Raw genomic sequence first — 26,347 nt, 5'->3', positions numbered from 1 at the left:
GAGTTTTAAATGCAAGGAAATTTTTTAAAGATTTTTGGCGTATTGCCATTTTTAGCAGTAGCTTTTATTAATGCTTTTGTGGATTTAGGGCACAAAATCATCATACAAAATACCATTTATAAATTTTATGAAGATAGCACCCAACTTTTTCTAACTGCTATTGTCAATGCTTTAATGCTTTTGCCTTTTATTCTTATGCTTTCACCATCTGGATTTTTAGCGGATAAATTTCCTAAAAATAAAATCATGAAAATATCTGCATTATTTTCAGTAATATTAACTTGTATTATTTGTTTGTGTTATTATCTTGGAGCATTTTGGCTTGCATTTACAATGACTTTTATCATGGGAGTGCAATCTGCCTTATACTCTCCTGCAAAATATGGCTTTATAAAAGAATTAGTAGGAAAAGAGCTTTTAGCTATGGGAAATGGAGCTGTCAATGCAGTAAGTATTGTGGCTATTTTAGCCGGTATGGCAGTATTTTCTCTAAGCTTTGAAATGCTTTTTGAGTCAAATTTTAACACTCCTTCAGATATTTTAACACAAATTGCACCTTTGGGTTTTGTATTAATAGCTTTTGCTTTATTAGAACTTTTTTTAGCTTATAAACTTCCTGGCTTAAAAGAAGAAGATAAAAATTTAAGTTTTGATAAAAAACAATATTTACAAGGAAAGCTTTTAACCTCTAATTTAAAAACAATATTTTCTCATAAAATTATTTGGCTTTGTATTGTAGGAATTTCACTTTTTTGGGCCATATCACAACTTTATTTAGTGAGTTTTCCTGTATATGCAAAAAATGATCTTTTCATAGAAAATACCTTTTATGTACAATGCTCTTTAGCTTTTTCTGGTATAGGAGTGATTATAGGATCGCTTATTAGTGGTAAGTTTTCTAAAAATTACATCGAATTAGGTCTTATACCACTAGGTGCTTTAGGGGTTTTTCTAATGAGCATTTTAATGCCATTTTTAGAAAACTTACTAAGTTATAGTGTAGTGTTTTTTATTTTTGGTTTAAGCGGAGCATTTTTTATCATACCTTTAAACTCTCTAATACAATTTCATGCAAAAGAAAATGAATTAGGAAAAGTCTTAGCAGGAAATAATTTCATACAAAATATTTTTATGTTAGGCTTTTTAGCACTAGCTACTTTTGCTGCTTATGCTAAAATTGAAGTGATAAATTTGTTTTATTTTATCATCGCTGTGGCATTTTTTGGAAGCATTTATGTGCTAAGTAAATTGCCTTTTTCTTTAGTGCGTTTATTAATGAGTATAGCGTTTTTTCAACGCTACCGTTTATTGGTAGAAGGTTTTGAGAATATTCCTGAAAAAGGTGGAGCGTTATTACTTGGCAATCATATATCTTTTATAGATTGGGCTATTGTGCAAATGGCTATACCAAGAAAAATTTATTTTGTTATGGAAAAAAGCATTTATTCTAAGTGGTATATTAGAATTTTTCTTGATAAATTTGGAGTTATTCCTGTTTCAAGTGCTTCTAGCAAATCAAGCTTAGAGCTTATTGCTATGCATATTAAAAATGGAAATTTAGTTTGCCTTTTCCCAGAAGGAGTGCTTTCACGCCATGGACAGCTTAATGAATTTAAAGGTGGGTTTGAGTTAGTTTGCTCAAAATTAGAAGAACAAGATGGAGTGATTTTACCTTTTTATATTAGAGGACTTTGGGGAAGTGCTTTTTCAAGAAGTGATGAAGAATTTTCAGCAAGAAACCGCAAAATAAGCAAAAGAAAAATCGCTATTGCTTTTGGAAAAAGCTTGCCAATACACACTAAAAAAGAAGTGGTTAAAGCAAAGGTTTTTGAACTTTCATTTATTGCTTGGAAATCTCAATGTGAAAGTATGCATACTATAGCTAGAGCTTGGATAGATAGCGCTAAAAGAAATTTAAGTCAAATAGCTATTGTTGATCCTTTAATAGGTGGTATTACTTATAGAAAAATGCTTGCTTTAAGTCTAGTTTTTAGCTCTTTTATAAAAAATAGATCACATGAGTTAAATATACAACCTACCCAAGGAAGCTATGCTCCAAAAGAAGAATGTATAGGAATTTTGCTCCCTGCTTCCATGGCTAGTTCTCTTTGTAATCTAGCTGTATTACTTGCAAATAAAATCGTGGTAAATTTAAATTTCACAGCAGGTGTAAAAGCAATTAATCAAGCCATTCAAAGCTCTCAAATTCAACAAATTTATACTTCTAGAAAATTTATGGAAAAATTAGAAAATAAAGGCATAAAACTAGAATTTGAAGAGCATGTTAGAATTATTTTTATGGAAGATATTATCGCAAACTTTAAAAGACAAAAACTCAAAATCTTTTCTATGCTTGCTTTAGTAAGTATCTTACCTACTTGTTTAATAAAAGCATTATTTGCATCTAATAAACAAAACCTTGCCATAGCTGCTATATTATTTAGTAGTGGTAGCGAGGGAACACCTAAAGGAGTAATGCTAAATAATCGCAATATTTTAAGCAATATAGCTCAAATTTCAGATGTATTATGTGCAAAAAATGAAGATGTTGTCTTATCTTCTTTGCCACCTTTTCATGCTTTTGGATTAACTGTAACTACTTTTATGCCTTTATTAGAAGGGATTAAAAGCATAACACATGCTGATCCAACAGATGCACTAGGTGTAGCAAAAGCTATAGTAAAAAACAATGTTAGCATTATGTGTGCTACTTCAACTTTTTTGGGTATTTATGCAAGAAATAAAAAACTTGATGCGATTATGTTTGAAAGCTTAAGGATTATTGTTTCAGGTGCTGAAAAACTCAAAAGCGAAGTAAGAACAGCCTTTGAAATGAAATTTAAAAAACCTATTTTTGAAGGTTATGGAGCCACTGAAACCACTCCGGTTGCAAGTGTGAATTTACCGAATAAATTTGATCCTGACTATTGGATTTTACACCGTGCAAATAAAGAAGGTAGTGTAGGTATGCCTTTACCAGGAAGTGCTATACGCATAGTAGATCCATCTACTTATGAAAGTTTAAATCATGGAGAAGATGGATTAATACTCATTGGTGGCCATCAGGTTATGGTGGGTTATTTAAACAATAAAGAAAAAACCGATGAAGTTATCAAAGAAATCGATGGCATACGCTGGTATAATACCGGCGATAAAGGCCATGTAGATGAGGATGGCTTTTTATATATAGTAGATCGTTATTCTCGTTTTGCAAAAATTGGTGGCGAGATGATATCTTTAGGAGCTTTAGAAGAAGAAATTGCTAAATTTATCAATACAGATATAGTAAAATTTTGCGCAGTTGCACTAGATGATAATAAAAAAGGTGAAATGGTATGCTTATTAGTAGAATGCCAAGAGCAAGATTTTGAAGGAATTTGTGAAGCGATTAAAAACTCTACTATGCCTGCTATTTTTAAACCAAGTAAATATTTTAAAGTAGAACAAATTCCGCTTTTAGGTTCTGGCAAAGTGGATTTAAAAGGCGCTAAAGATTTAGCTAAAATCTTGCAAGAAAATTAATTCCCAAAGTAAATTTTACTTTGGGAAATTTTATAAACTACTTCTTTTAGTTTTATAATCATATTTTTTATCAAAAACAAGCTTATTATTTTCCTTAACTACTAATTTTCCCTTAATATAAAAATACTCCAAATCGCTAGTTTGTATTAAGATTATATCCGCCTCCATCATACAACCCTCGCGTCCTATTTGCATTGTTTGGGTAATGGTATATTGCGCGCTTAATGGGTTTTCATTTTGAAGTTTTAATTCTCTTTTTAAATTATGCTTTACTAAAACATCAACCTCATCAAATCTATAAACACCTTCTCCAAAAACTCCACCAACACCATCTGTAATACAAGTCCAAGTACCGTTTAAAATATCATAAGAAATGCTTCTATCTACCCTACCTTCTTCTAAAAGTGTTATTGGAGTTAAAGGTGCACTTTGTGCCTGCATATTGATTTTATCGCTATTTTGTCCATTAAAACATGGTAAATTAAATTCACACTCATTTAAATCTAAAGTCAAGGTTGAAATTTTTGGCATAGGCCAAAACATAGGCCAAAAAGAATTTGCTAATGATAATCTTATCTTAGAACCCTTGGCAAATCTATATCCACAAGCATCAAGTTTGATTTGCTTTTGGATAAATTCATCTTTTTTTAAAGGTATAAATTGCTCTTTATTATCACTTAATGCAAGATTGATTACTCCATAACTTACTCTTTTTACAAAACCATCAGCTCTAACTTCACTAAGTTGAGCAAAAAGCATAGCTTTTTCTTGATCGCTTGCAATTTTTACATTTAACATAGGAAAGCCTAAGACATCTAAATCTTGTTCTAAAAAATCACTTTCAAAAACAACTGCCATCCCATCATCCAACCTTTGATCGCTAGGACTTTCTCCTAAAACACCAGCTCCCATCCACTCTCCTGATAAAAGCCCATGATTTAGCGGAGTGTTAATTTTGATAAATTCACTTGATTTTTTACATGTTAATTTATGCGGATTTAAATAGTATCTTTTATAGCTAATATCATTTTTAAAATCATTTAAAGCAACAAAACGACCTTCTACTTTCTCTGTTTTTGAATTTGGCTTAGAGCTATTTTCAATATATGCTTGTATCATAGGAGCTTCAAGCACATCGTTTTCTTCATTTTTAAGCCATTTATCCCACCATTTAAGTGCTTCTTGTAAAAAACCCATTGCAGGCAAAGGTAAGCCATCATGAGGATAAACATGAGCCCAAGGACCAACGATAGCTTTTTTTGGAACTTTCAAACCATTCATTAGAGTAAAAACAGGATTAGTGTAAGAATCAGCCCATCCATCTAATGCAAAAACAGGAACTTGTATATCATCATAATTTTCCCCAACAGATCCATGCTTCCAATAATCATCTTTTAAAGTATGCTCAAGCCATAATGTGGGCCATAAAGGCATATTCTCAAGCCTATTGAGCCATTTTTTTCTACCATTTGGATCAATTTTTGGATCAACAAAGCGTGATTGATATGCAAGCATGATATTACCCCACCAAAAATTATCATTAAGCAAACATCCGCCTTTATAATGAATATCCTCATTAAACCTATCATCAGTAAAACCTACTACTATAATTGCTTTTAAATTTTTAGGTCTTCTTGCTGCAACTTGTAAAGAATTAAAGCCACCCCAAGATTTACCCATCATACCAATATTCCCATCACACCATTCTTGCTTTGCAATCCACTCAATGACTTCTAAGGCATCATCTTGTTCTTGTTTTAAATATTCATCTTCTAATAAACCATCAGATTCCCCACTTCCTCTAATATCAACCCTAACAACCGCATAGCCATTACCACTAAAATATCCGTGCATAGGCTCATCTCTGCCCCTTGTTCCATCATTTTTTCTATAAGGAATGTATTCTAATATAGCAGGAACTTTTTCTTTTACTTGAGGAAGCCAAATTCGTGATGAAAGCTTAGTGCCATCTTTTAAAACTATCCATTCATTTTCTATTACTCTAACCTTGTTTTTAAAGTTAAAAACAATTTCCTTCATTTCATCTCCTTTTTATTGTATTTTTTAATCCAAATCAAACAAAACATTACGCCCAAAATAGCCATAACTATCATGATGGTAAAATATATATGAAAACCTTTTACACCTGGGTATCTATCTAATAAATCTCCAGCAAGTAATGGTGCAAAAACTTCAGGCAAATACCCAAAAGTAGATACAATACCTATAGCCATACCCGCTAAATGTATAGGAATTTTTCCCTCACTAAGTAAAGAATAATAAATTCCAAAATTAGAATACATAGCTATATAAATTATGACACAAGCAGAAGTTAAAACACTCATTTGTAAAAATCCATTTAATTTTGAACTAAGCATTAAAAAAATAACACCAATTCCCATTAAAATAAAGCCTATCATCATTATTTTAGCTTTTCCATATCCATCTGCTATAAATCCACCCACTACAGAAGAAACCGGACGAATATATTGAGCCAATACCGTTAAAATAGCTGCAAAAACAGCAGAAGTTCCTATAACATTGCTTGCATAAGGAGTAAAATAATAAAAACTCATGTTAAAAAAATATGTACAAAAAGTAATAGCAACCACAAGCCAAAGAGCAGAATTTTTCAAAAGAAAAACCAAGTCTTTGATTTTAATCTTCTCACTTTGCTCATTAATATCATCTTTCAAAAGAAAAAACAATAAAATAGCACTTGCAATAGGAGCTATAGAATAAAACACAATAACCATTTCTATACCTTGTGCGGCTAAGGCTTTTGTTTGAAAATATCCAAAAATACTCGTAGCTATAGCCAAATGTGCAGCACCAACAACTCCTCTACCGCCTTCAAAAATTCCATAAGCCCTTGCTTGTTCTTTAGAATTTGCTAAACTCCTTACTATTTTCATCAAAGAAGGCCAAAAAGTTAATAATGAGGTAATCCCCCAAATTCCATAAATAATCAAAAGTGCATTTAAAGAAGTAAAATATAAATGCAATAAACCACCAAGTCCTGTAGCAATTAAAGAAAAAATCAATAATTTTTTTGGTGCAAAACGATCTGCTAAATAACCTCCTAAAGCATAAGAAAACAAACCAAGCAATCCATAAGCACTACCCAAAAGCCCCATTTCAAAATTATTTAAATGATAAAGACTCATATAATCATCATAATAATACTTTCTAAAATAAGGTAAACCATAAATAATAGATCCGCAAAAGGATAATAACAATAATGTTAAAAAATTATTTTTTAAACTTTGTCCTGTATTTTGTCCCATCAAAAACTCCTTTTGCATACTATATATAATTTTTATGTTTTTTTTGCTTTTATATAAGTGATTTTATGCAAAAAATATTATAATAATATATTTTTTACACATTTTAATCTACTTTATTATAAAATTTTATTAATTTAATAATTTATAAGCATAAAAAATTTATTTACAAAATAAAAATAATTTCTGTTTTTTATTTTTTATTATTGTTTTTTTGATACATTTACATAAACTAAAAATTAAAAAAGGGAAATAATGAAAATTTTTGATATGGTAGTTATTGGCGCTGGCCCTGCAGGTATTGCAGCAGGAGTAGAAGCTAAAATAAAAAATAAAGAAGTTATTGTTTTAGAAAAAGCTGATGCGATTTGTCAAACCTTAGTAAAATTTTACAAAGAAGGTAAAAGAGTAGACAAAGCTTATAAAGGTTGTGATAGCACAAATCACGGGCATATAAATTTTGAAGATGGAACTAGAGAAAGTACGATAGAAACTTTCCAAAATGCTATCAAAGAGCATAATCTTGAAGTAAAGCTTTCTAGTGAAGTTGAAAGTGTTAAAAAAGATGGAGAAAATTTCATCGTTAGTACTGCAAATGAAAATTATATTTGTAAAAATGCAGTTATTGCCATAGGTAGAATGGGTAAGCCAAATAAACCAAGCTATACTTTACCTATAACTTTAACAAAAATCATCAATTTTAATGCAAATTCAACAAGCCAAGATGAAAAAATCTTAGTTGTAGGCGGTGGAAATTCAGCAGCAGAATACGCTATAGATTTAGCTAAAAATAACGATGTTACACTTTGCTATAGAAGAGAAACTTTCTCAAGATTAAATGATATTAATCTTGAAGATATTCAAAAAGCTTTTGAGCAAGGCAGTGTAAAAGCAAAACTCGGCATAGATATAACTGGTATTGAAGATGAAAATGGCAAAGCTAAAGTAAATTTCACTAACAATACAAGTGAAATTTATGATCGCATTATTTATGCTATTGGTGGTTCAACTCCACTTGATTTCTTACAAAAATGCTCTATAGAAGTTGATGAAAAAGGTGTGCCAAGCTTTGATGAAAACAAAGAAAGTAATGTAAAAGGATTATTTGTAGCAGGCGATATAGCGAGTAAAAACGGAGCTTCTATTGTAGTGGGTTTAAATGATTCATTTAAAATCTGCGATCATCTTTATAAATGCTAAAACTCTTTCAATATTCAAAAGGCTATCGTTATAATAATGATAGCCTTTTACTTTTTGACTTTTTATCTAAAAATAACTTAAAAGGAAATATCCTTGATATAGGATGTGGATGTGGAATTTTAGGACTTTTAGTAAAGCAAAAATTTCCAAATTCAAAAGTTTATCTACTAGATATTCAAGAGCAAAATATCAAACTAAGTTATAAAAATGCCAAAGAAAATAAACTTGAAATTCAAAGCATTTGCGAAGACTTTTTAAACTATAAAAGTGATATAAAATTTGATTTTTTAATCTCTAATCCTCCATTTTATAAAAAAAATACACAAAAAAGCCAAGATTTGCATTTATGTATATCAAGATATCAAGAATTTATGCCGCTTGAGAAGATGTTTGCTAAAATAAATACTTTAATCAAGCCAAATGGTAGTTTTTTTATGTGCTATGAGGCAAGTTTTTTAGATGAAATTTGTGCTTATTTAAAACAATTTAAATTAAAACTAGTTTCTCTTCAATGTATTCACACCAATACACAAACTAATGCAAGGCTTGTTTTAATGCATATTAAAAAAAATAATAAAAGCCCTTGTGTGATAATGCCTACGCTTTTTATGTATGAAAATAATGTTTTAAATCCAAAAATTAGCGAAATTTATGAAAATACAGGAACTATAAGCTATGATATGTGAAAAAAACTTTGATTATTCTTTTGATGAAAATGCTTGTAAAATATGCGGTGGAAAATGCTGCACTGGAGAAAGTGGATATATCTATGCTAGCAAAGAAGAGCTAGAAGCTATTGCTGCTTTTTTAAATTTAAACTTTGAAGCCTTTAAAGAACAATACCTTATCAAAGTTGGATTTAAATATAGTTTTAAAGAAGTAAAGCATGAAAATGGCTATCGTTGTATTTTTTTTGATACAATGTATAAAAAATGTTTAATTTACAAGCATAGACCAAAACAATGTAAAACTTTTCCATTTTGGGAGTATTTTAAAACACACAAAGAGGAGTTGAAAGAAGAATGTATAGGGGTTTGCTTTCACTAATTATCGTTTTTATCCTAACAAACCTTGCTTTGGCTAAAAGCGAAGATAAAATCTTACAAGCACTCATTTATGAAGAACATGGACAGTTTCAAAAAGCATGTGATATTTATACAAATTTATTTCATGAAAATAATGAAAGTATCTATTTGCAAAAAGCATTGCTTTTAGCTTTGGGTGCTAACTTAAAACAAAAAGATGAACTTTTAAAAGCCTCTAAAGAATTTTTAAATCATACAGCTATTGCAAGATTAAATGCTTTGCATTTTTTTGAAATAGGAGATTATAAACAAGCCGAAACTATACTTTATAAACTCATTAAAGAAGAGCAAGATTATAGAAACTATGAAATACTAGGTGATATTTTTGCTAAAAAAGCTTTATACACCAAAGCTTTAGAGCAATACAATCTTGCTTATAAGCTTTTTGAACATGAAAATTTATTACTTAAAATAGTTGAAATTAATATAAAAAATAAAAATATTGATCAAGCTAAAAAAGCTTTAGAAGAATTTGTAAAAAATTCACAATGCACTCTTAAAACATGCACCCTACTTTTAAAAATTTATCAAGAGCAAAAAAACAATAAGGCAAGCATTCAAACCCTTGAAAAACTATATAAACTCAACAATGATATTAAATATATATATGCTATGATAGAATTACTAGTGCAAGAAAAAAATTATAAACAAGCTCTAAATTTAGTCCAACAATACAACATAGATCCTGATACTAAAATTTTCTTATATACACAAACAAAAAATTATAAAAAAGCTTACGAAATAGCTTTAAAACATTATGAACTTAGCAAAGATAAAAAATACCTTTCTATGGCAGGGGTTTTAGAATTTGAAATTTATATGGATTCTAAAAGTAAAAAAATCACGGATCCAAAAATTCTAGCTTCTATTATGAAAAAATTTGAACAAAGTGTAGATGTGCGTAGCGATGCTTTATATCAAAACTACTATGGCTATGCCTTAATCGAATATGATATTGATATTGCAAAAGGCATAGAATTAGTAGGCTGGGCACTTAAACAAGAACCACAAAATCTTTACTACCTAGATTCTTTAGCTTGGGGCTATTATAAACTTAAAAATTGCAAAAAAGCTTATGAAATTTTACAAAAAACATTCCACGATAAAGAATTTGCAAATTCCCAAGAAAGCAAAGATCACTTAAAGGCCATTGAAAAATGTTTAAAACAATAGATTTAAAAGATCATTTTTCAAAAACACAAAAAATTCTAGAAAATAAAAAAGAAATTTTTCCTTATGATATGCTGGGCAGAAGCCTAGCTTCTAATGCTTTTTATCCTAAAGATATTTACACACTTTTGCTTGAAAGAAAACTTTCGCATTTTTTATACTCCAAAGATTTAAATTTTAATCATGAAAATTTTGATGCTATCGTTTTACCAACAAGTCCTTTGCTTAATCAAGACATACAAAATTTAAGTCTTTTTAGACGCTATCATGACAAACCCATTGTGCAATTTGACTTTATTTTTGATGAATATCAAATTTTGGAAAGCTTGGTATATGGAGCTGATGCGTTTATTGTATTTCCTAAAATACTAAAAACTATGCAACTAAAAAAACTTTATAATTTTGCAATACATCTTGGCTTAGAGGCCATTTTTTATATTGAAAGCAAAAGCGATCTTAATAATGCTATTTTAGCAGGAGCTAGAATTTTTTTATTAGAAGATGAAAAGCTATTACCTTTGATACCAAAAAATAAAGCTCTTATAAGTAAAAATATCAAAAATCTGCATGCTTGCATAAAGGAGAGTTGATGGAGTATTTATACGCACCTTGGAGGGATGTTTATTTTAATAATAAAGATAAAAATTTTTGCCCTTTTTGTCATTGTAAGTATGAACTCAATGAAGATGAAAAACTTGGGGTAATTTTTAGAGCTAAAGAATGTTTTGGCATTATGAATAAATACCCTTATAGTCCGGGTCATTTCATGATTATCCCTTATGATCATTTAGAAAATATAGAAGATTTAAATAATGATACATGGCTAGAAATTAGCCATTTTGTGCGTATTGGAGTTAAAATTTTAAAAGAAAACTTTCATGCTAAGGGTGTTAATATAGGTATGAATTTAGGCAGTGCAGCAGGAGCTGGCATAGCGCCGCATTGTCATTATCATTTAATCCCAAGATGGCAAGGGGATACAAATTTTATCACTACCATAGGACAAACTAGAGTTTGTGGGAGTGATTTGGGAAAAGTTTATACCACCTTATGCAAAGCTTTTAAAGATTATGTATAAAGAAGTTGATTTTGAAAATTTTTTAAAATTTAATTTTGATCTTTTAATTGATGTAAGAAGTCCCAAAGAATACAAACTTGCTCATATAAAATCTGCGCAAAATTACTACGCATTAAATGATAATGAATTTGAAGAAATAGGCACACTTTATAAGAAAAATAAAGGCTTAGCTAAAGCAAAAGGTGCAAGTTATATTTGTAAAAATATGAGTGAACATATTAATAAACTTTATCAAAATTATAAAATAGGTTCTTTGGTGGGAATTTATTGTGCAAGAGGTGGTAAAAGATCAAAAGCTATTGCTTTAATCTTGGCTGAACTTGGTTATAGAGTTGTAAGATTAGAAGGTGGATACAAGGCCTATAGAAGTTATGTGAGTGAGTTTTTTAGGAAAGATTTAAATATTGAGTTTTTATGTCTTTGTGGCAATACAGCAAGTGGTAAAAGTGATTTAATCCAAACTTTAAACAATGCTTTAAATTTAGAAAAACTAGCTAATCACCAAGGATCAAGTTTTGGTAAAATTTATGGAGAACAACCAAGCCAAAAAGCCTTTGAAGATAAGTTGTTTTATTTTTTAAAAGATTATACTCACAAAACTTGTTTTATAGAAGCTGAAAGCAGACAAATTGGAAATTTAACTATCCCACTAAATTTATATAATAGTATGCAAAAAGCTAAGAAAATTTGGTGCGAGTGTGATATAAATTTACGCATTCAAAGAGTTTTAAAAAACTATACTCCAATGGATAAAAAAGTGTTTTATCAATGCGTTGAAAAAATATCACCTTATATCAGCAAGGATTTTAAATTAAGACTTTGTAAAAATTATGAAGAAAATAATTTAGAACTTTGTGTAAAAATGCTTTTTGAATATTATGATAAAGTATATAAAAAACCTGCAAAAATTGATTATTTTATAAATAGCTCTAATTTAAATGAAGCTAAAAAATATCTTATGAGTTTAAACTCATAAGATTATATTTACAAAAATTACAAAAATAATACTTGAAAGAATTCCAGCAACTGGTAAAGTAATAACCCAAGCTAAACCAATAGGTTTCATCATACCCCATTTAGCATCTTTATTAAACACCCCTATACCCAAAATAGCGCCGATTAAAATATGGGTTGAGCTAACTGGAATTCCAAGTTGAGTTGCTAAAAGTATAACAATACTTGCACCAAGTTCAGCACTAAAGCCTGTTGTTGGCTTAATTTCTGCTAGTTTTGAACCAACAGTTTGAATAACTTCTTTACCTAAAAACCAAAGTCCAATAACCAAAGCTATACCAAACATAAGCATTACAGCAAATGGCACTGGCGAACTTGGATTAATGGTATTATTTTTAAGCACATCTAAAATCGCAGCAAATGGCCCAAGAGCATTAGCTATATCATTAGCTCCATGCGAAAAAGCAAAACTAGAAGCAGTAAAAATTTGAAACCACGAAAAAATCTTTTCTATAGTTTTATTTACTTCAGTTTTTTTCATCAATCTTACAACAGCCAAAGTAACTATATAAGCAAAAATAGAAATAATAGAAACTATCCATAAATTCTGCACCATATCTAAAGTAGAAACTTTATTTAAACCTTTAAATAAAAACATTGACGCTATTATTAAAGCAGCTATCCCTGCAACCAAAGGAACATGGAATTTCATTTTAGAAAAAACATCTATATTTTTTTCTTTTTCTTTTAATTCTTTAATTTTTAACTTATATTCACTTCTTTTTTCATCATCATCTAAAACAATGGCGCTTAATTCTTTAATTTGCTCTTCTTGACTTTTGTTTTTTAAATTGATAAAAAAATTTTCTTTAAACTCCTTTTTTTCTTTTTTAATTTCTTTTATTTGCATATTAATCAAAGCCGAAGGTTGAAGTATTTTTTTATAAATATAAGCATAAATTAAATACGCCACAAGCCCACCAAGTAAAGGAGAAATAACCCAACTCATAGCTATTTTATAAATACCATTCCAATTTACCATAGAAAAAGCTTGGTCTTGATCAAAAAATACAAACCCCATAGCTATACTTGAACCTACAATACCACCTATAATGCTATGAGTAGTAGAAACTGGAAGTCCTTTTTTTGTTGCTATAAATAACCAAATACCTGAACTTAGCAAAGCAGAAAGCATAACACATACAAACACCATAGGATCAACACTATCTGGTAAAACCACTATACCACTTCTTATAGTATTAGTTACTTCCCCACCTGCAAACACAGCCCCACTTAATTCAAATACTGCTGCAATAATTAAAGCTTGCTTAATAGTAACTGTCTTAGCTCCCACGCTAGTGCCAAATGAATTTGCAACATCATTACCGCCAACATTAAAGGCCATAAAAATTCCAAATACACTAGCAAGAATAAATAATATCATGGAATTATTAGGAATGTAATTATAACCCCAAACAAAAAAACACAAAACGCTTACAATAAAAATAAAAAATGCAATGGTATTGTCTTTACTCAAGCATTCTCCTTAAGAAATTATTTTAAGAATATTTTAGTAACTTTTACTTATTTTTTTCTTTGATTTGTAAAAATTGTAAAGCAGATTTTGCTGCTTGCATATAACTTTGTAAGTTTATTTTTTCATTTTTATAAGCCCTATCATAAGCTGTTCCATGATCAACACTAGTTCGAACTATGGGTAAATTTAAACTCGCATTAATACTTTTATCAAAATACAAAGCTTTTAAGGGTGCTAAGGCTAAATCATGATACATACTGACTAAATACTTGCATTTACTTAATGCAAAAGGAGTAAAAGCACTATCGGCCACTAAAGGCTCACTTAAAAAAATATTTTCCTTATAAAAAAACTCTTTTTCTTTTTGACTTAAAAAATACTCATTTTCTAAATTTTGTAAATTTAATGCATGATCTTTTAAAAATACATTTGCCATTCTTATGGCCTTTTTTATTTCTTGCTCTTCCTCTCCACCTATTACGCCATTATCGCTTGCATGAGGATTAAAACCCAAAACTCCAATTTTTTCAAATAAAGTGCATTGATAAAAATTAATTAAAAATTTCGCAAGTTCAAAAGCCTTAATTTCTTTATAAACATCTCTTAAAGGCATATGTTCAGTATATAAAGCCACAAAAAGCTCATCACACCCTAACATCATAATAGCATCTTGTTTGAAAAAATCTCTTAGTGCTTCAGTATGACCTTTATAGCTCACTCCTGCCATTTGCCAAGTTTTTTTATTAATCGGTAAAGTTACTAAAGCATCTAAAAATAAATGCGTGCAATAACTAGCTCCTTCAAAACTTAAAAAAGAATAAACCCCACTTTTAGCGTCTAAATTTGCAGGATTTAACTCAAAATCAAAATCAATAATTTTACTAGCTTGATATGAAAACTCATAAATTAAAAAATTTTCTTTTTCTTCTTTAAAGGTAAACTGTGGTTTTGAAGCATTAGAAATTTCAACTAAATTGATTTTAGATTTAGGATTTATTTTCAAAAGTTTATTTGCTTTTTGAAATAATTCATAATGCACAAAATAATATGGCTCACAAATTTTTACTAGCTCATCATGACAAGATAATAAAATTTGCATACCTATGCCATTTAAATCCCCTATGCTAATAGCAATTTTTTTCATCTTTTAATCAAAGCTTTCATTTGCAATATAGCTTTTTCTAAGCCCACAAAAACCGATCTTGCTACTATACTTTGGCCTATATTTAACTCTTCTATTTCTAAAATATCTACAATATTTTTTACATTTTTATAATTAAGCCCATGTCCAGCTGCTACTCTTAAATTTAAACTCTTAGCCAAACTTGCACTTTGTCTTAATCTTTGGAGTTCATTTTCTAAAAGCTTTTTGAGTTCATTTTTACTTAAAATTAATTCAGGCAATGCATAAGAAGTTTGATTGATATTAGTATATAGTGCATTATAAATATTAGCATACAAGCCTGTATGAAGCTCTACAAAATCAGCATTTAAAGAAGATGATTTTTTGATATCTTCTAAATTAGGATCAATAAATAAAGAAACTTCGATTTGCTCTTGCTTTAAAACATTAATAGCTTCTTGTAGTTTTTCATTATCTAAATTTAAACCACCTTCTGTTGTAAGTTCTTGTCTTTTTTCAGGCACTAAAGTAACGCGTGAGGGTTTGTATTTTAAAGCATATTCTATCATATCAATAGAGCATTCTAAATTCACTACACATTTGCAATATTTTAAGATATTTTCTAAATCAAACTCATTAGCATGACGACGATCTTCTCTCACATGGATAGTGATTTGATCAGCTAAATTTGCACTCAAAATAGCAGCTTCAAGTAAATCAGGATCATTTGCTTTTCTAGCTTCTCTTAAAACTGCTATATGATCGATATTAACCCCTAAAAGCATAAGTTTTCCTTATAAGTTTTTTGCTATTATACTTTAAATTTTTTAAGGAGAGCTAGTGCTAGGTATTGATATGGGTTCAAATACATTAAGAGCTGTTTTGATGGATGAGAATTTTAATAAATTAAAAAGCGAAGAATTTATCATAGGAGCAGCTAAAAATATGCAAAATGACACCATTAGCGATGAAGCTATAGAAAGAATTTTTAGCGCTTTGAAAATCTTAAAAGAAAAAAATTATAACTTAAGTCAAGCTAAAGCAGTCGCCACAGCTGCTTTTAGAAAAGCAAAAAATACTAAGCTTATTTTTGAAAAAATTCAAAAAGAATTTAAACTTGATATAAAATTAATCGATGCAAAAACCGAAGCAAAACTAAGCGTTTTAGGTATGCAAGAGCGTCTTAAAGCTCTTAAACTTTTTAGAAAAGACTTAAACTATTGTGATTTAGGCGGTGCTTCTTGTGAAATTTCAAATGATAAATTTAGCAAAAGTTATGATTTTGGAATCATTAGTTTTTATGAAAGAATGCATTTTAAAGCCATAAAACCAAATGCTTATGTAAGTTTTTTTAAAAAATATCCACAAAATCTTGTGCGTATTAAAGATGAAAAATTAAAAATTCATCTAAGCCCCTACCCTGCGCATTTAAAGCAACTTGCCTTAAAAGCTTTTAATCTTAGTAAAGATATAAAATTAAAAGGAAATTTTTTCATACTAAATTCAGGAGTACCTACCACACTTTGTGCTTATAAACAAAACATAAAATACAAAGACTACCTAGAAGAAAGTGTAAATGGTAAAATACTCAAACGCAAAGATTTTTTTGATTTTGCATTAAAAATTTGGAATTTAGAACAAGAAAAAGCTAAAATTTATCTTGGAGAAAATAGAAAAAAATACCTCATAGCAGGCTCAATGATACTTTTTGCTTTATTTAATAAGCAAAAGCTCATTGTGATTGATGATGGTGTTAGAGAAGGTGTGTGTATAGCACATTTTAAAAATATCAAATTTTAAAGGAGAAAAAATGAGTTTAAAAGATCAAATTTTAGAAGATATCAAAGAAGCTATGCGTAATAAAGATGATTTTAAAAGAAACACTTTAAGAACGCTTAATGCTAGCTTTAAACAAATAGAAGTTGATGAGAGAATCACACTTAATAATGAAAGAATATATAAAATCATTGCGAGTGAGATTAAAAAACGAAATGAAGCCGCACTTGCTTTTAGCAAAGGTTCTAGAGAAGATTTAGCACAAAAGGAACTCCAAGAAGTAGCTATTTTAAGTGCTTATTTACCAAAACAACTTAGCGATGAGGAATTAGAAAGTGAGCTAAAAAAACTTATAGAAAAACTACAAATTAGCTCTTTAAAAGAACAAGGTATTTTGATGAAAGAAGCTAAAACAGCTTTTGGTGCAAGCGTTGATGGTAAAAGACTTAATGAAATGGTAAGAAAGCTTTTAGCATGAAAAAAGTTTTAACACTTTGCGCCTTAGCTTTAAGCTCTTTTGCTTATACTCAATATGAATTACATCCTAGCTTTAAAGCTTATTTTAAAGACTGCTCTTTATTAATGGATAAATATTATTATATTAATTGTTATGATTATAATTATAAAGGCACCAAGGCAATTGCTTATAAACTAGAAGCTAAAATTTTAAATCAAGGACACATCAAAAAACGCCCAAAATTTAAAGATGATACCAATATTCCTAAAAAGTATAGAACTTATTGGGAGGATTATCTAAGAAGTGGTTATACAAGAGGGCATGTTGTACCAAATCAATCCATGAATGCAACCCCACAAGCCCAACTTAGCACTTTTTTAATGAGCAATATCACTCCGCAAAAAAAAGATATTAATGCAGAAATTTGGAATGAAATCGAACAAAGAGAAAGATATTTAGCAAAGAAAAATAAAGAATTAGAAGTCTTAAATTTAGTACTTTATGATGATAAGCCAAAACGCATTAAAAACAACATAGCCATTCCTAGTTTTTATGTCAAAATTCTTAAGGTTAAAAATTTCAGCGAATGTTATAAAGTGCCAAATAATGATAATTTTGCAAGATTTGATAGAAATTATTTTAAGGAAGATTGTAAAAAATATATTGATTAAACTAGAAGCAACAAGGCTTCTAGTTTAGTTTTTACTCAACTTCAGCATCGATTACATCATCGTCTTTTTTCTTTTGAGCGTTTGGTTCTTCTTTTTTATACATATTTTCTGCTAATTTATGAGAAACTTCACTTAAAGCTTTCATTTTACCTTCGATTTCTTCTTTAGAAGCATTAGCATTTTTCAATGTCTCTTTTAACTCATCTAAGGCTTTTTGAATATTTGCTTTATCATCATCGCTTACTTTATCTCCAAGCTCACTTAAAGATTTTTCTACTTGATGTACTAAGCTATCAGCAGCATTTCTAGCTTCTACTGCTTCTTTGCGTTTTCTATCTTCTTCTTTGTGAAGCTCTGCATCTTTTACCATGTTGTTGATTTCTTCTTCACTTAGTCCGCTTGAACCTGTGATTTTAATCTCTTGAGCCTTACCTGTAGCTTTATCTTTTGCACTAACTGTTAAAATACCATTTGCATCAATATCAAAAGTTACTTCAATTTGTGGCATACCGCGAGGTGCTGGTGGAATTCCTTCAAGATTGAAATTTCCTAAAGATTTATTATCACGGCTAAATTCTCTCTCACCTTGTAAAACATTGATAGTAACTGCGCTTTGATTATCTTCAGCAGTTGAGAAAACTTGCTCTTTTTTAGTTGGTATAGTTGTACCTTTTTCGATGATTTTAGTCATCACACCACCTAAAGTTTCAATACCTAAAGAAAGCGGAGTAACATCAAGCAATAATACATCTTTAACATCACCTTTAATAACCGCACCTTGAATCGCCGCTCCAATTGCAACAACTTCATCAGGATTTACTGATTTATTAAGCTCTTTTCCAAAGGCTTTTTTAACTTCTTCTTGTACTAGTGGAACACGAGTAGAACCACCCACCATAACGATTTCTTTTACTTCACTTTTATCAAGTCCTGCATCTTTTACTACTTCGTTAATTTTACTAATAGTTTCAGCAACTAAACCATCAATCATACTTTCAAATTTAGCTCTTGTTAGAGTTTTAGTTAAGTGTTTTGGGCCACTTGCATCAGCTGTGATAAATGGTAAATTAATATTAGTTTCATTAGCTGAACTTAATTCTTTTTTAGCATTTTCAGCTGCTTCTTTTAATCTTTGTAAAGCCATTACATCGTTTTTAAGATCAATACCTGTTTCATCTTTAAACTCATTTGCTAAAAAGTCGATTAATTTATTATCAAAATCATCACCGCCTAAAAATGCATTACCGCCTGTTGCTAAAACTTCTACAACATTATCACCTGTTTCAAGCACAGTAACATCAAATGTACCACCACCTAAATCATAAACTACAATTTTTTCACTTTCTTTTTTATCAAGTCCGTAAGCTAAAGCTGCTGCAGTTGGTTCGTTGATAATTCTTAATACATTCAACCCTGCAATTTGTCCTGCTTCTTTTGTAGCTTTTCTTTGTGCATCATTAAAATACGCTGGAACAGTAATAACCGCATCTTCTACTTTTTCACCCAAGAAAGCTTCTGCATCTTCTTTTAATTTCATTAAAACTTTTGCTGAAATTTCTTGCGGAGTATAAATTTTACCTGCTATTTCAATCGCACAAGCCCCATTTCTCTCTGTGATATGATAAGGTAAGCGATTTTTAGCTTCTTTTGCTGCTTCTTCATTGATCATCAAACCCATAATTCTTTTTATAGAATAAATAGTTTTTTCAGGATTAGTCACAGCTTGACGCTTAGCGCTATCTCCAACTAAAACTTCTCCCTTATCTGTAAAAGCAACTACTGAAGGAGTAGTGTTTTTACCTTCTTTATTTGGGATAACTTTACTCTCGCCTCTTTCATATACACTCACACAAGAATTTGTTGTACCTAAATCTATACCTATAACTTTTGCCATTTTTTATCCTTTTTATTAAATTTTATTTTGCAACACTAACTTTTGCTGATCTAATTACTCTATCATTCATCATATAGCCCTTTTGTAAAAGTTGGACAATATGATTACTTTCATGATCGGCGCTTTCAACATGAAACATCGCTTCATGTAAATTTGGATCAAACTCACCATTTGCTTCTATTGCTTTAACCATATGTTTTTCAAGTTTTTTCAAAAGCAAGTCTAAAGTGTTTTGAACCCCTTCTTTTATTTTCAAACTTAATTCATCATTAGCTTCTACATTAATAGCCGCCTCTAATGCATCAACTACATCAAGCAAATCTTTAGCAAAACTTTCATTTGCATAAATTGTTGCTGAAATTTTTTCTTTTTCCATTCTTTTTTTGATATTTTCAAATTCAGCATTTGCTCTTAAATAAGTATCTTTTAACTCATTATACTCTGCTTGAAGTTTTTCTAATTCATTGTTTTGATTTTCTGAATTTTCCACTGCTTCTTCTTGCATTTGCTCATTTTGCTTTTCTTCGCTCACGCAGCCTCCTTTATAATATTTAACATTGTTTTAAAATCAGAATACACACTACCAGCAAAAACCACATTAGATTCTTTGCCTAAAAATGTACTCTTAAGCTTTAATCCCATAAAACCCTCTTCAAATAAAGGATCAAATTGCAATTTATCGTTAAAATAAAATCCAATTTGAGGAGATAAAAGCTTAGCAAATTCATCATTTTGATAAATTTGATAAGCTTTACTCTCATTATATCTATAATAAACCATAGCTTCTTTTAGCATAATTATTTTTTCCAATAACTCTTTAAACTCAACTCTAAAAGCTAAATTTTCAATACTTTTTAGATCAAGCCCTATAAGTCTTTGTAAGAAAACCAGACTATCTTGGCTAAATCTTAAAACCAACTCATTTTGTCCAAAATCAAGTATGATAAATTTATCATTAACCTTGGTAATATCTTGCAAAATAAGCTCATCGCCACCATAAACTAAGGTATAAATTTCAAACTTATCAAGCAAAAACTCCAACAATGCAAGATCGTTAATCACAATCTCATCTTCGCAAAGTTGCTCATACCAATAAGCCTTCATAGCACTAAAAGTTGGTATGCGACCACTGCTAATATGAAGTTGCGTTAATACACCTTCATCACTTAATTTTTTAAAATAAACTCTTATAGTAGAAGCAGGTATGCTAACTTTATGATTTAACTCATTAGAACCCACAGGGTTATTACCCTCTAGATAGGTTTCAATGATAGTTTTTAAAATTAAATCTTTTTTACTATAAGACTTCACTATAAAACCTTAAATTTTTTATTTTAGCACTCAATGTTTTTAAGTGACAAGATAATTATACAACTTTAGTATAATAATGTCAAGTTATTTTTAAATAAAAATATTTAAAATTATTTAGTCTATATAACTAAAGTTTATTTAGCCATTTATATATAATATATAAAAACTTATTTTTCAGTTTTTTTAAAAGAAAAGATAATATAATTGCGTCTAGCAATATTTTTTAAAAGGTTTATAATAATGAAAAATCTTACTTTAAGAGAAAAGCAAGATCTTGAAGCTTATGTGTTTTCCAATATAGAAAGAAAAAAAATGGCTTTAAGTAGAATTTTAAAGTTATATTATTTAAGATTTTTTAGATTAGTTTTTTAATTTATATTTTCTCATACCCTCTTTTGTGAAAGATAAGTCTTTAAAATCAAGGGATGAGATTAACTCCATACAAGTTTTATCCAAATTTTCCATTCCACTTACTTGCATACTAGCTTGCAGATTTTCATCTAAATATAAATCAAAAATTACACAAGCTTGATTATTGATCTTGTAGAGAATTTTTCCACCTTTCTTCTCATCTAGTTCATACGCTTGTAATTTATCATTTTTACTCATTTTCTTAATTTCATTTGCAAAAGATTGATGTAAGGTATAATAAATCATAAAATCGCGCATAATATTTTTAATATCAGCAATTTCTTTTCTTAGTTTTGATAAATCTTTAGTGTATAAACTTATAAATTGCGTATTTAAGTATTCATTTAGATTTTTTTCGTTTAAATTTTCACACAGTGGATAAAATTTAACCACGAAAGCCTTATCTTTAGTAAGCACTATATCCGCGCAAGCTTGTTTGTTTTGTTTGTATTCTAACAATAAAGCTTGACTTGAGCTTAAATTTAGCGTGTTTTGCTTATTGTAAGCAAAATCACTTAAATCTTCATAGATATTTGCATAAGAAAAAATTCCTATAAAAAGCAATAATAAATTTTTCATTCAAATAAATCTTTATGATGAATTTTTAAGTACTCCACTACTTCTAAGATCTCATCAACTCCTTCTTTTTGGGTATTTTGACAAACTTCATCAATACAATCAATATAAACTCCAATTGCTTTTTCTAATTTTGCTCTTTTTACCCCAGCAAACAAGAGCATTGCTTCTAAAACTATGCTTAATTCATATTGTAAATTTTCTATTTCTTCTTTAAAATCATGATTTGTTTTCATTATTTTCCTTTAATTCTTTGCTTTTAATTAAATCTACAAATTGTGCTTTTATGAAATCATAGTTAGAGCTATCTTTATACGCAGCAAATAATCCTCCGCTAGCATTTTTATGCCCTCCCCCATTGACCAAGCTTTTAGCCATCAAACTCACATCGATTTTATTATTTGCTCTAAAACTTAAGGTTTTTCTCGAACTAAGATCAACAAAAAAATCAAAATCAGGATTTTGCATTAAAAAATCATTTCCAATTACGGAAGTATTGCCTATATTTGAAGTTAATAAACCTTTACTTCCTTTATAAAATACACTAAATTTTTCTTTATTTACACTTAGTCTTTCTACTATAAATTTAGAAATTAAATTGCTTAAAGTATCATCATTTTCTTTTTTAAAAAAAGATTTTTTTAAGCCATGTAAATCATCATCTAAATTAATATGAGCATTTTTTTGATGAATGTATTTTCTACAAACATCAAAAAGATAAAAAAGATATTTGATATTTTCTTGTGCAAACATTACTCTATTGATTTCTTTTGCTCCAGAAACCATACCAAGTAGTACTTTTCCAAGTTCAAAATTCTCATCTTCACTCAACCAAATATCTACTGCATTTACCACATCTACAAATTCTGACAAAGCCTTATTTTCGCCATAACATTTACTAAAAAAATCATAAACAATCTTAGTAGCACATCTTTTATCATCTAAAAAATACCAAGGATATTTTTGCATACATTCTAAGCCACTTTGATGATGATCTAAAAGTAAAAGCTTAATTTTTTTTCCTTCTATGGCTTTTTGAAAATCTTCACATTGACTTAATGTTAAATTTAAATCTGTGATTAAAATCACAAATTCTTCATTAGGACTTTGCTTTAAATCTTCCTCTATATTTTTAAAAATCACATTAAAATTTTCATTAATCTCTTTACCATAATTAGAATTATAAAAATAACAATTCTTAAAATAAAAATCTAGCACATACTGACAAGCATAGCCATCTAAATCCGTATGTGAAAGATGATAAATTTTCATATTTTTCCTTTATAAATTATCAACTTTTATGATACCTTCTGTTTCAAATTTAGTATTTTCTGCAATCTCAGCAAAACTTAAAACTGTAATATTAATACCAAAATTAGAACAAATATCAGCAATGAATTTTCTAAGTTGTGGCTCAACACAAAGCAAGAAAGGCTTAATTCTTGTATTTGCCACACTTGCAAGTTCAGCTTTTAAAGCTTCTACTAAAGCACCAGTTTGGGCTACATTTATCATTAAATGATACGAACCATCTTTAAACTGCACATGCTCCATTAATTTTGCAGCTGCAGCTGCATCAAAAATATAAAAGCTAATTTGCCCTTTTTCATCCACATATAAATTTGTAATTGCTCTTGCTAAAGAAGCCCTTACATGCTCAATAATCATATCCAAACTCTTGCTTACTTCAGCTATATCACTAATTGATTCTAAAATTGTAAGCATATCTTTAATAGGAATATGCTCTTTAAGTAAAGCTTTTAAAACTTTTTGAATTAAACCTATACTAGCAACCCTTAAACAATCATCTACCACGATAGGATAATCATTTTTGATTTTATCTAGTAAATTTTGCACTTCTTGTTTAGTTAAAAGCTCTGAAGCATTAGCTTTTATAAGCTCACTCATATGGGTTGAAATCACACTTGCTGGATCAATTACAATATAACCATTTAGCGTTGCCTCATCTTTTAAGGATGATTCTATCCACAAAGCATCAGAATTAAAAGCAGGTTCTTTAGTAGCTATACCTTCGATAGGTTCAGTGATAAAACCACTGTCCATAGCTAGATATTTATCAGGATAAATTTCAGCACTAGCTATACCCACACCTTTGAGTTTAAAAGTATATTCATTTGGTTTTAATTGCAAATTATCTCTAATTCTAATTTTAGGCATTAAAAAACCTAAACTTTGAGCTATATTGCGTCTTGTTGATCTAATACGCTCTGTTAATTCACTTTCTGCTAGTTTGATAAGTCCATAACCTAATTCTAATTCTAAAATTTCTAATTTTAAAATATCTGTGATTTTATTTTCTTCTTCTTTTAAGATTTCTTCTTCGCTGCGTTTTTGAGGTTTAGCTTGTTCTTCTTCATGGGTTTCTTGAGACTTTTTAGCTGAAATTGCATTGATTTGAATTTTACCTTCTTGCACTTGCTTTATCATATAACCAAGTCCTAAAAACACCAAAGCCATAAAGCCCAAAGAAAAATGTGGTAAGCCTGGTACTAAAGCAAATATAAATAAAACAAAGCCTACAATTAATAAAGTTTTGTATTCCCCTAAAAGCTGATTGATAGAACCTTCAGCAAAATTATCTTCATCTTTACTAGCACGCGTGATGATAATTGCAGTTGCCGTTGAAGTTATAAGTCCAGGAATTTGAGAAACAAGTCCATCACCTATTGTTAATATAGTATAAGTTGAAGCACATTCTCCAAGCTCCATATCATGCTGAAAATAACCTATCATAAACCCACCAATTAAATTTACAATGGTGATAATAATCCCAGCAACAGCATCCCCTTTTATAAATTTAGAAGAACCATCCATTGCTCCATAAAAATTTGCTTCAGCTATGATTTCTTGGCGTCTTGCGCGTGCAGTTTTTTCATCAATCAAACCTGCATTTAAATCCGCATCAATAGCCATTTGCTTACCTGGCATTGCATCAAGGGTAAATCTTGCTTGAACTTCAGAAACCCTTGTACTACCTTTAGTTACAACCATAAAATTGATTAAAACTAAAATACAAAAAACAACCATACCTATAACATAATTTCCACCAACAACAAATTCACCAAAACTTGCCACTATATCACTAACAGCAGCTGGACCTTGATGACCCTCGCTTAAAATCATACGCGTTGTAGCTATGTTAAGTGAAAGTCTAAAAAGCGTAATAATTAAAATCATAGTTGGAAAAGTTGTTAAATCTGTAGGTTTTGGTATATATAAAGAAATTAAAATAATTAAAACCGAAATTGCTATACTTAAAGCAAGAAAAAAATCTAAAACTATACTTGGTAAAGGTACTATAATAATAGCTAAAATTGCAATAATTACAGCTACTATAGTCAGACTCTTTGCCTTTAAAATAGGTGCAACAAGTGGAGCAATCCAAGGCAATACTAAGCTAAAAATATCCCTTTTAGCCATTATTTTGAATAATATCCTCTAGAGTAATAGAAACTAAAAAATCATCTATCTTATTTTGAAGCTTCACCAACACAGGCATAATTTTACAATTTTCTTCTTTTTGCGAAGGACAAATTCCATTACTGCACTCAAATACATTGATAGATTTTTTCTCTACACTATTAATAATTTCTTTTAAAGTGTATTCACTTGGCTTTTTAACAAGCATAAATCCACCTTTAGCACCCTTATAAGATTTCAAAAGTGCGTCTTTGGCAAGTGCTTGTAAAATTTTTGCTAAAAAACTTTTTGGTATATCTAAAACACTTGACATAGTATCTACATCTTGTGGTTCTTGGGATTTTGCTATATGAATTAAAGACAATAAAGCATATTCGCTAGCTTTGGTAAATAACACTTTTTTCCTTTCATTGAAATATTAATAAACAATATCTATTTTTAACTTTAAATAAAAATTTTAATTATATCAAAAATATGTGTTGTTAAATATTAAATTTCTTATTTTTTAAATTTCAGCATTTTTTTTGTTTTTTTAGTTATAATTGCACTTTTTATTTTAAATACCGCTCAGGAGGTCTATTATGGCTTTAGATTCGGCTAAAAAAGCAGAAATAGTTGCAAAATTTGCTAGAAAAGAAGGAGATACGGGTTCTCCAGAAGTTCAAATCGCACTTTTAAGTGCAAGAATTTCAGATTTAACAGAACATTTAAAAATCTACAAAAAAGATTTTTCTTCTCGTTTAGGTCTTTTAAAGCTTGTTGGTCAAAGAAAAAGACTTTTATCTTATCTAAAAAGAAAAGATTATCAAGCTTATTCTAAATTAATCAGCGAATTAAATTTAAGAGATAAATAAGCC

26 protein-coding genes are annotated in these 26,347 nt (G+C 29.3%); 13 read left to right on the top strand and 13 right to left on the bottom strand.

The features are described from left to right. The first annotated feature begins 9 nt into the window (after positions 1-9). Entirely contained in the window at positions 10-3,522 is a 3,513-nt protein-coding gene (locus L8V85_RS00865; protein ID WP_263737246.1) for an acyl-[ACP]--phospholipid O-acyltransferase, read from the top strand. 30 nt (positions 3,523-3,552) lie between these two features. Here L8V85_RS00865 and L8V85_RS00860 read toward each other — a convergent pair whose 3' ends face one another. Both L8V85_RS00860 and L8V85_RS00855 read right to left on the bottom strand, forming a co-directional pair. After that, the gene (locus tag L8V85_RS00860) at positions 3,553-5,562 is read right to left on the bottom strand and encodes a CocE/NonD family hydrolase (RefSeq protein ID WP_263737245.1); all 2,010 of its coding nucleotides are present in this window, start codon (positions 5,560-5,562) and stop codon (positions 3,553-3,555) included. Continuing rightward, a complete protein-coding gene (locus L8V85_RS00855; RefSeq protein WP_220567114.1) occupies positions 5,559-6,809 on the bottom strand; it encodes an MFS transporter in 1,251 nt (416 codons plus the stop codon). Before L8V85_RS00855 ends, L8V85_RS00860 begins: the two co-directional genes overlap by 4 nt. A gap of 252 nt (positions 6,810-7,061) precedes the next feature. Between L8V85_RS00855 and L8V85_RS00850 the strand changes: the two genes are divergently transcribed. The 7 genes from L8V85_RS00850 to mnmH are packed head-to-tail and all read left to right on the top strand — an operon-like array spanning position 7,062 to position 12,315. Continuing rightward, complete coding sequence (locus L8V85_RS00850; protein WP_263660070.1) at positions 7,062-8,006, top strand: NAD(P)-binding domain-containing protein; 945 nt, start codon at positions 7,062-7,064, stop codon at positions 8,004-8,006. After that, entirely contained in the window at positions 8,000-8,692 is a 693-nt protein-coding gene (locus L8V85_RS00845; protein ID WP_263659105.1) for a tRNA1(Val) (adenine(37)-N6)-methyltransferase, read from the top strand. The genes L8V85_RS00850 and L8V85_RS00845 overlap by 7 nt, the downstream gene beginning before the upstream one ends. Next, positions 8,682-9,053 carry a YkgJ family cysteine cluster protein gene (locus tag L8V85_RS00840; protein WP_263659104.1) on the top strand — a complete coding sequence of 124 codons (372 nt, stop codon included), beginning with the start codon at positions 8,682-8,684 and terminating at the stop codon, positions 9,051-9,053. Before L8V85_RS00845 ends, L8V85_RS00840 begins: the two co-directional genes overlap by 11 nt. Continuing rightward, positions 9,029-10,264, top strand: coding sequence for a tetratricopeptide repeat protein (locus L8V85_RS00835; RefSeq protein WP_263737244.1), 1,236 nt, complete (start codon positions 9,029-9,031; stop codon positions 10,262-10,264). Before L8V85_RS00840 ends, L8V85_RS00835 begins: the two co-directional genes overlap by 25 nt. After that, positions 10,249-10,851 carry an indole-3-glycerol-phosphate synthase TrpC gene (locus tag L8V85_RS00830; RefSeq protein WP_263737243.1) on the top strand — a complete coding sequence of 201 codons (603 nt, stop codon included), beginning with the start codon at positions 10,249-10,251 and terminating at the stop codon, positions 10,849-10,851. Before L8V85_RS00835 ends, L8V85_RS00830 begins: the two co-directional genes overlap by 16 nt. Further along, complete coding sequence (locus tag L8V85_RS00825) at positions 10,851-11,339, top strand: HIT family protein (protein WP_263666181.1); 489 nt, start codon at positions 10,851-10,853, stop codon at positions 11,337-11,339. Before L8V85_RS00830 ends, L8V85_RS00825 begins: the two co-directional genes overlap by 1 nt. Beyond that, complete coding sequence (gene mnmH, locus L8V85_RS00820) at positions 11,332-12,315, top strand: tRNA 2-selenouridine(34) synthase MnmH (RefSeq protein WP_220567121.1); 984 nt, start codon at positions 11,332-11,334, stop codon at positions 12,313-12,315. Before L8V85_RS00825 ends, mnmH begins: the two co-directional genes overlap by 8 nt. Here mnmH and L8V85_RS00815 read toward each other — a convergent pair. Genes L8V85_RS00815 through L8V85_RS00805 form a run of 3 tightly spaced genes read right to left on the bottom strand, consistent with a single transcriptional unit; the run spans position 12,310 to position 15,738 of the window. Further along, positions 12,310-13,830, bottom strand: a complete 1,521-nt coding sequence (locus L8V85_RS00815) for an inorganic phosphate transporter (RefSeq protein ID WP_133318806.1) — start codon at positions 13,828-13,830, stop codon at positions 12,310-12,312. The two genes, mnmH and L8V85_RS00815, sit on opposite strands and share 6 nt — an antisense overlap. A 43-nt stretch (positions 13,831-13,873) precedes the next feature. Beyond that, the gene (gene pdxA / locus L8V85_RS00810) at positions 13,874-14,974 is read right to left on the bottom strand and encodes a 4-hydroxythreonine-4-phosphate dehydrogenase (protein WP_263737242.1); all 1,101 of its coding nucleotides are present in this window, start codon (positions 14,972-14,974) and stop codon (positions 13,874-13,876) included. Beyond that, on the bottom strand, positions 14,971-15,738 hold the full coding sequence (locus L8V85_RS00805) for a pyridoxine 5'-phosphate synthase (RefSeq protein ID WP_263737241.1): 768 nt from the start codon (positions 15,736-15,738) through the stop codon (positions 14,971-14,973). Before L8V85_RS00805 ends, pdxA begins: the two co-directional genes overlap by 4 nt. Positions 15,739-15,793: 55 nt before the next feature. Between L8V85_RS00805 and L8V85_RS00800 the strand changes: the two genes are divergently transcribed. From L8V85_RS00800 to L8V85_RS00790, 3 genes are read left to right on the top strand one after another with little or no spacing between them, the layout of a single operon-like run. Then, the gene (locus L8V85_RS00800; protein WP_263737240.1) at positions 15,794-16,753 is read left to right on the top strand and encodes a Ppx/GppA family phosphatase; all 960 of its coding nucleotides are present in this window, start codon (positions 15,794-15,796) and stop codon (positions 16,751-16,753) included. 10 nt (positions 16,754-16,763) lie between these two features. Continuing rightward, on the top strand, positions 16,764-17,207 hold the full coding sequence (locus tag L8V85_RS00795) for a GatB/YqeY domain-containing protein (protein ID WP_263664425.1): 444 nt from the start codon (positions 16,764-16,766) through the stop codon (positions 17,205-17,207). Beyond that, entirely contained in the window at positions 17,204-17,857 is a 654-nt protein-coding gene (locus tag L8V85_RS00790) for a DNA/RNA non-specific endonuclease (protein WP_263666177.1), read from the top strand. Before L8V85_RS00795 ends, L8V85_RS00790 begins: the two co-directional genes overlap by 4 nt. A gap of 31 nt (positions 17,858-17,888) precedes the next feature. Here L8V85_RS00790 and dnaK read toward each other — a convergent pair whose 3' ends face one another. From dnaK to L8V85_RS00775, 3 genes are read right to left on the bottom strand one after another with little or no spacing between them, the layout of a single operon-like run. Beyond that, a complete protein-coding gene (gene dnaK, locus L8V85_RS00785) occupies positions 17,889-19,751 on the bottom strand; it encodes a molecular chaperone DnaK (RefSeq protein WP_263659097.1) in 1,863 nt (620 codons plus the stop codon). A gap of 22 nt (positions 19,752-19,773) precedes the next feature. Continuing rightward, positions 19,774-20,283: a nucleotide exchange factor GrpE gene (gene grpE / locus L8V85_RS00780; RefSeq protein ID WP_114640401.1), complete on the bottom strand. Its 510-nt coding sequence runs from the start codon at positions 20,281-20,283 to the stop codon at positions 19,774-19,776. Beyond that, positions 20,280-21,062 carry an HrcA family transcriptional regulator gene (locus tag L8V85_RS00775; protein ID WP_263737239.1) on the bottom strand — a complete coding sequence of 261 codons (783 nt, stop codon included), beginning with the start codon at positions 21,060-21,062 and terminating at the stop codon, positions 20,280-20,282. Before L8V85_RS00775 ends, grpE begins: the two co-directional genes overlap by 4 nt. 240 nt (positions 21,063-21,302) lie before the next feature. Between L8V85_RS00775 and L8V85_RS00770 the strand changes: the two genes are divergently transcribed. After that, a complete protein-coding gene (locus L8V85_RS00770) occupies positions 21,303-21,434 on the top strand; it encodes a hypothetical protein (protein ID WP_256374638.1) in 132 nt (43 codons plus the stop codon). Here L8V85_RS00770 and L8V85_RS00765 read toward each other — a convergent pair. Genes L8V85_RS00765 through L8V85_RS00745 form a run of 5 tightly spaced genes read right to left on the bottom strand, consistent with a single transcriptional unit; the run spans position 21,423 to position 25,887 of the window. Then, the gene (locus L8V85_RS00765) at positions 21,423-22,052 is read right to left on the bottom strand and encodes a hypothetical protein (protein WP_263737238.1); all 630 of its coding nucleotides are present in this window, start codon (positions 22,050-22,052) and stop codon (positions 21,423-21,425) included. The genes L8V85_RS00770 and L8V85_RS00765 overlap by 12 nt on opposite strands. Continuing rightward, positions 22,049-22,285: a hypothetical protein gene (locus tag L8V85_RS00760; RefSeq protein WP_133318798.1), complete on the bottom strand. Its 237-nt coding sequence runs from the start codon at positions 22,283-22,285 to the stop codon at positions 22,049-22,051. Before L8V85_RS00760 ends, L8V85_RS00765 begins: the two co-directional genes overlap by 4 nt. Next, positions 22,269-23,321 (bottom strand): DHH family phosphoesterase, encoded by a 1,053-nt coding sequence (locus L8V85_RS00755; protein WP_133318797.1) that lies wholly within the window; start codon positions 23,319-23,321, stop codon positions 22,269-22,271. The genes L8V85_RS00760 and L8V85_RS00755 overlap by 17 nt, the downstream gene beginning before the upstream one ends. Positions 23,322-23,330: 9 nt before the next feature. After that, positions 23,331-25,490, bottom strand: coding sequence for a flagellar biosynthesis protein FlhA (gene flhA / locus L8V85_RS00750; RefSeq protein WP_133318796.1), 2,160 nt, complete (start codon positions 25,488-25,490; stop codon positions 23,331-23,333). Beyond that, positions 25,483-25,887: an Rrf2 family transcriptional regulator gene (locus tag L8V85_RS00745; RefSeq protein WP_220567238.1), complete on the bottom strand. Its 405-nt coding sequence runs from the start codon at positions 25,885-25,887 to the stop codon at positions 25,483-25,485. Before L8V85_RS00745 ends, flhA begins: the two co-directional genes overlap by 8 nt. Positions 25,888-26,071: 184 nt before the next feature. On the opposite strand from L8V85_RS00745, the gene rpsO reads away from it, so the two are divergent. Beyond that, a complete protein-coding gene (gene rpsO / locus L8V85_RS00740) occupies positions 26,072-26,344 on the top strand; it encodes a 30S ribosomal protein S15 (RefSeq protein ID WP_012661650.1) in 273 nt (90 codons plus the stop codon). Positions 26,345-26,347: the final 3 nt, after the last annotated feature.

Source organism: Campylobacter sp. IFREMER_LSEM_CL2090, assembly GCF_025771865.1.
Classification (GTDB): domain Bacteria; phylum Campylobacterota; class Campylobacteria; order Campylobacterales; family Campylobacteraceae; genus Campylobacter_D; species Campylobacter_D lari_D.
The sequence above is the reverse complement of the archived record's forward strand: the minus strand, read 5'-3'. Positions and strand labels throughout refer to the sequence as shown.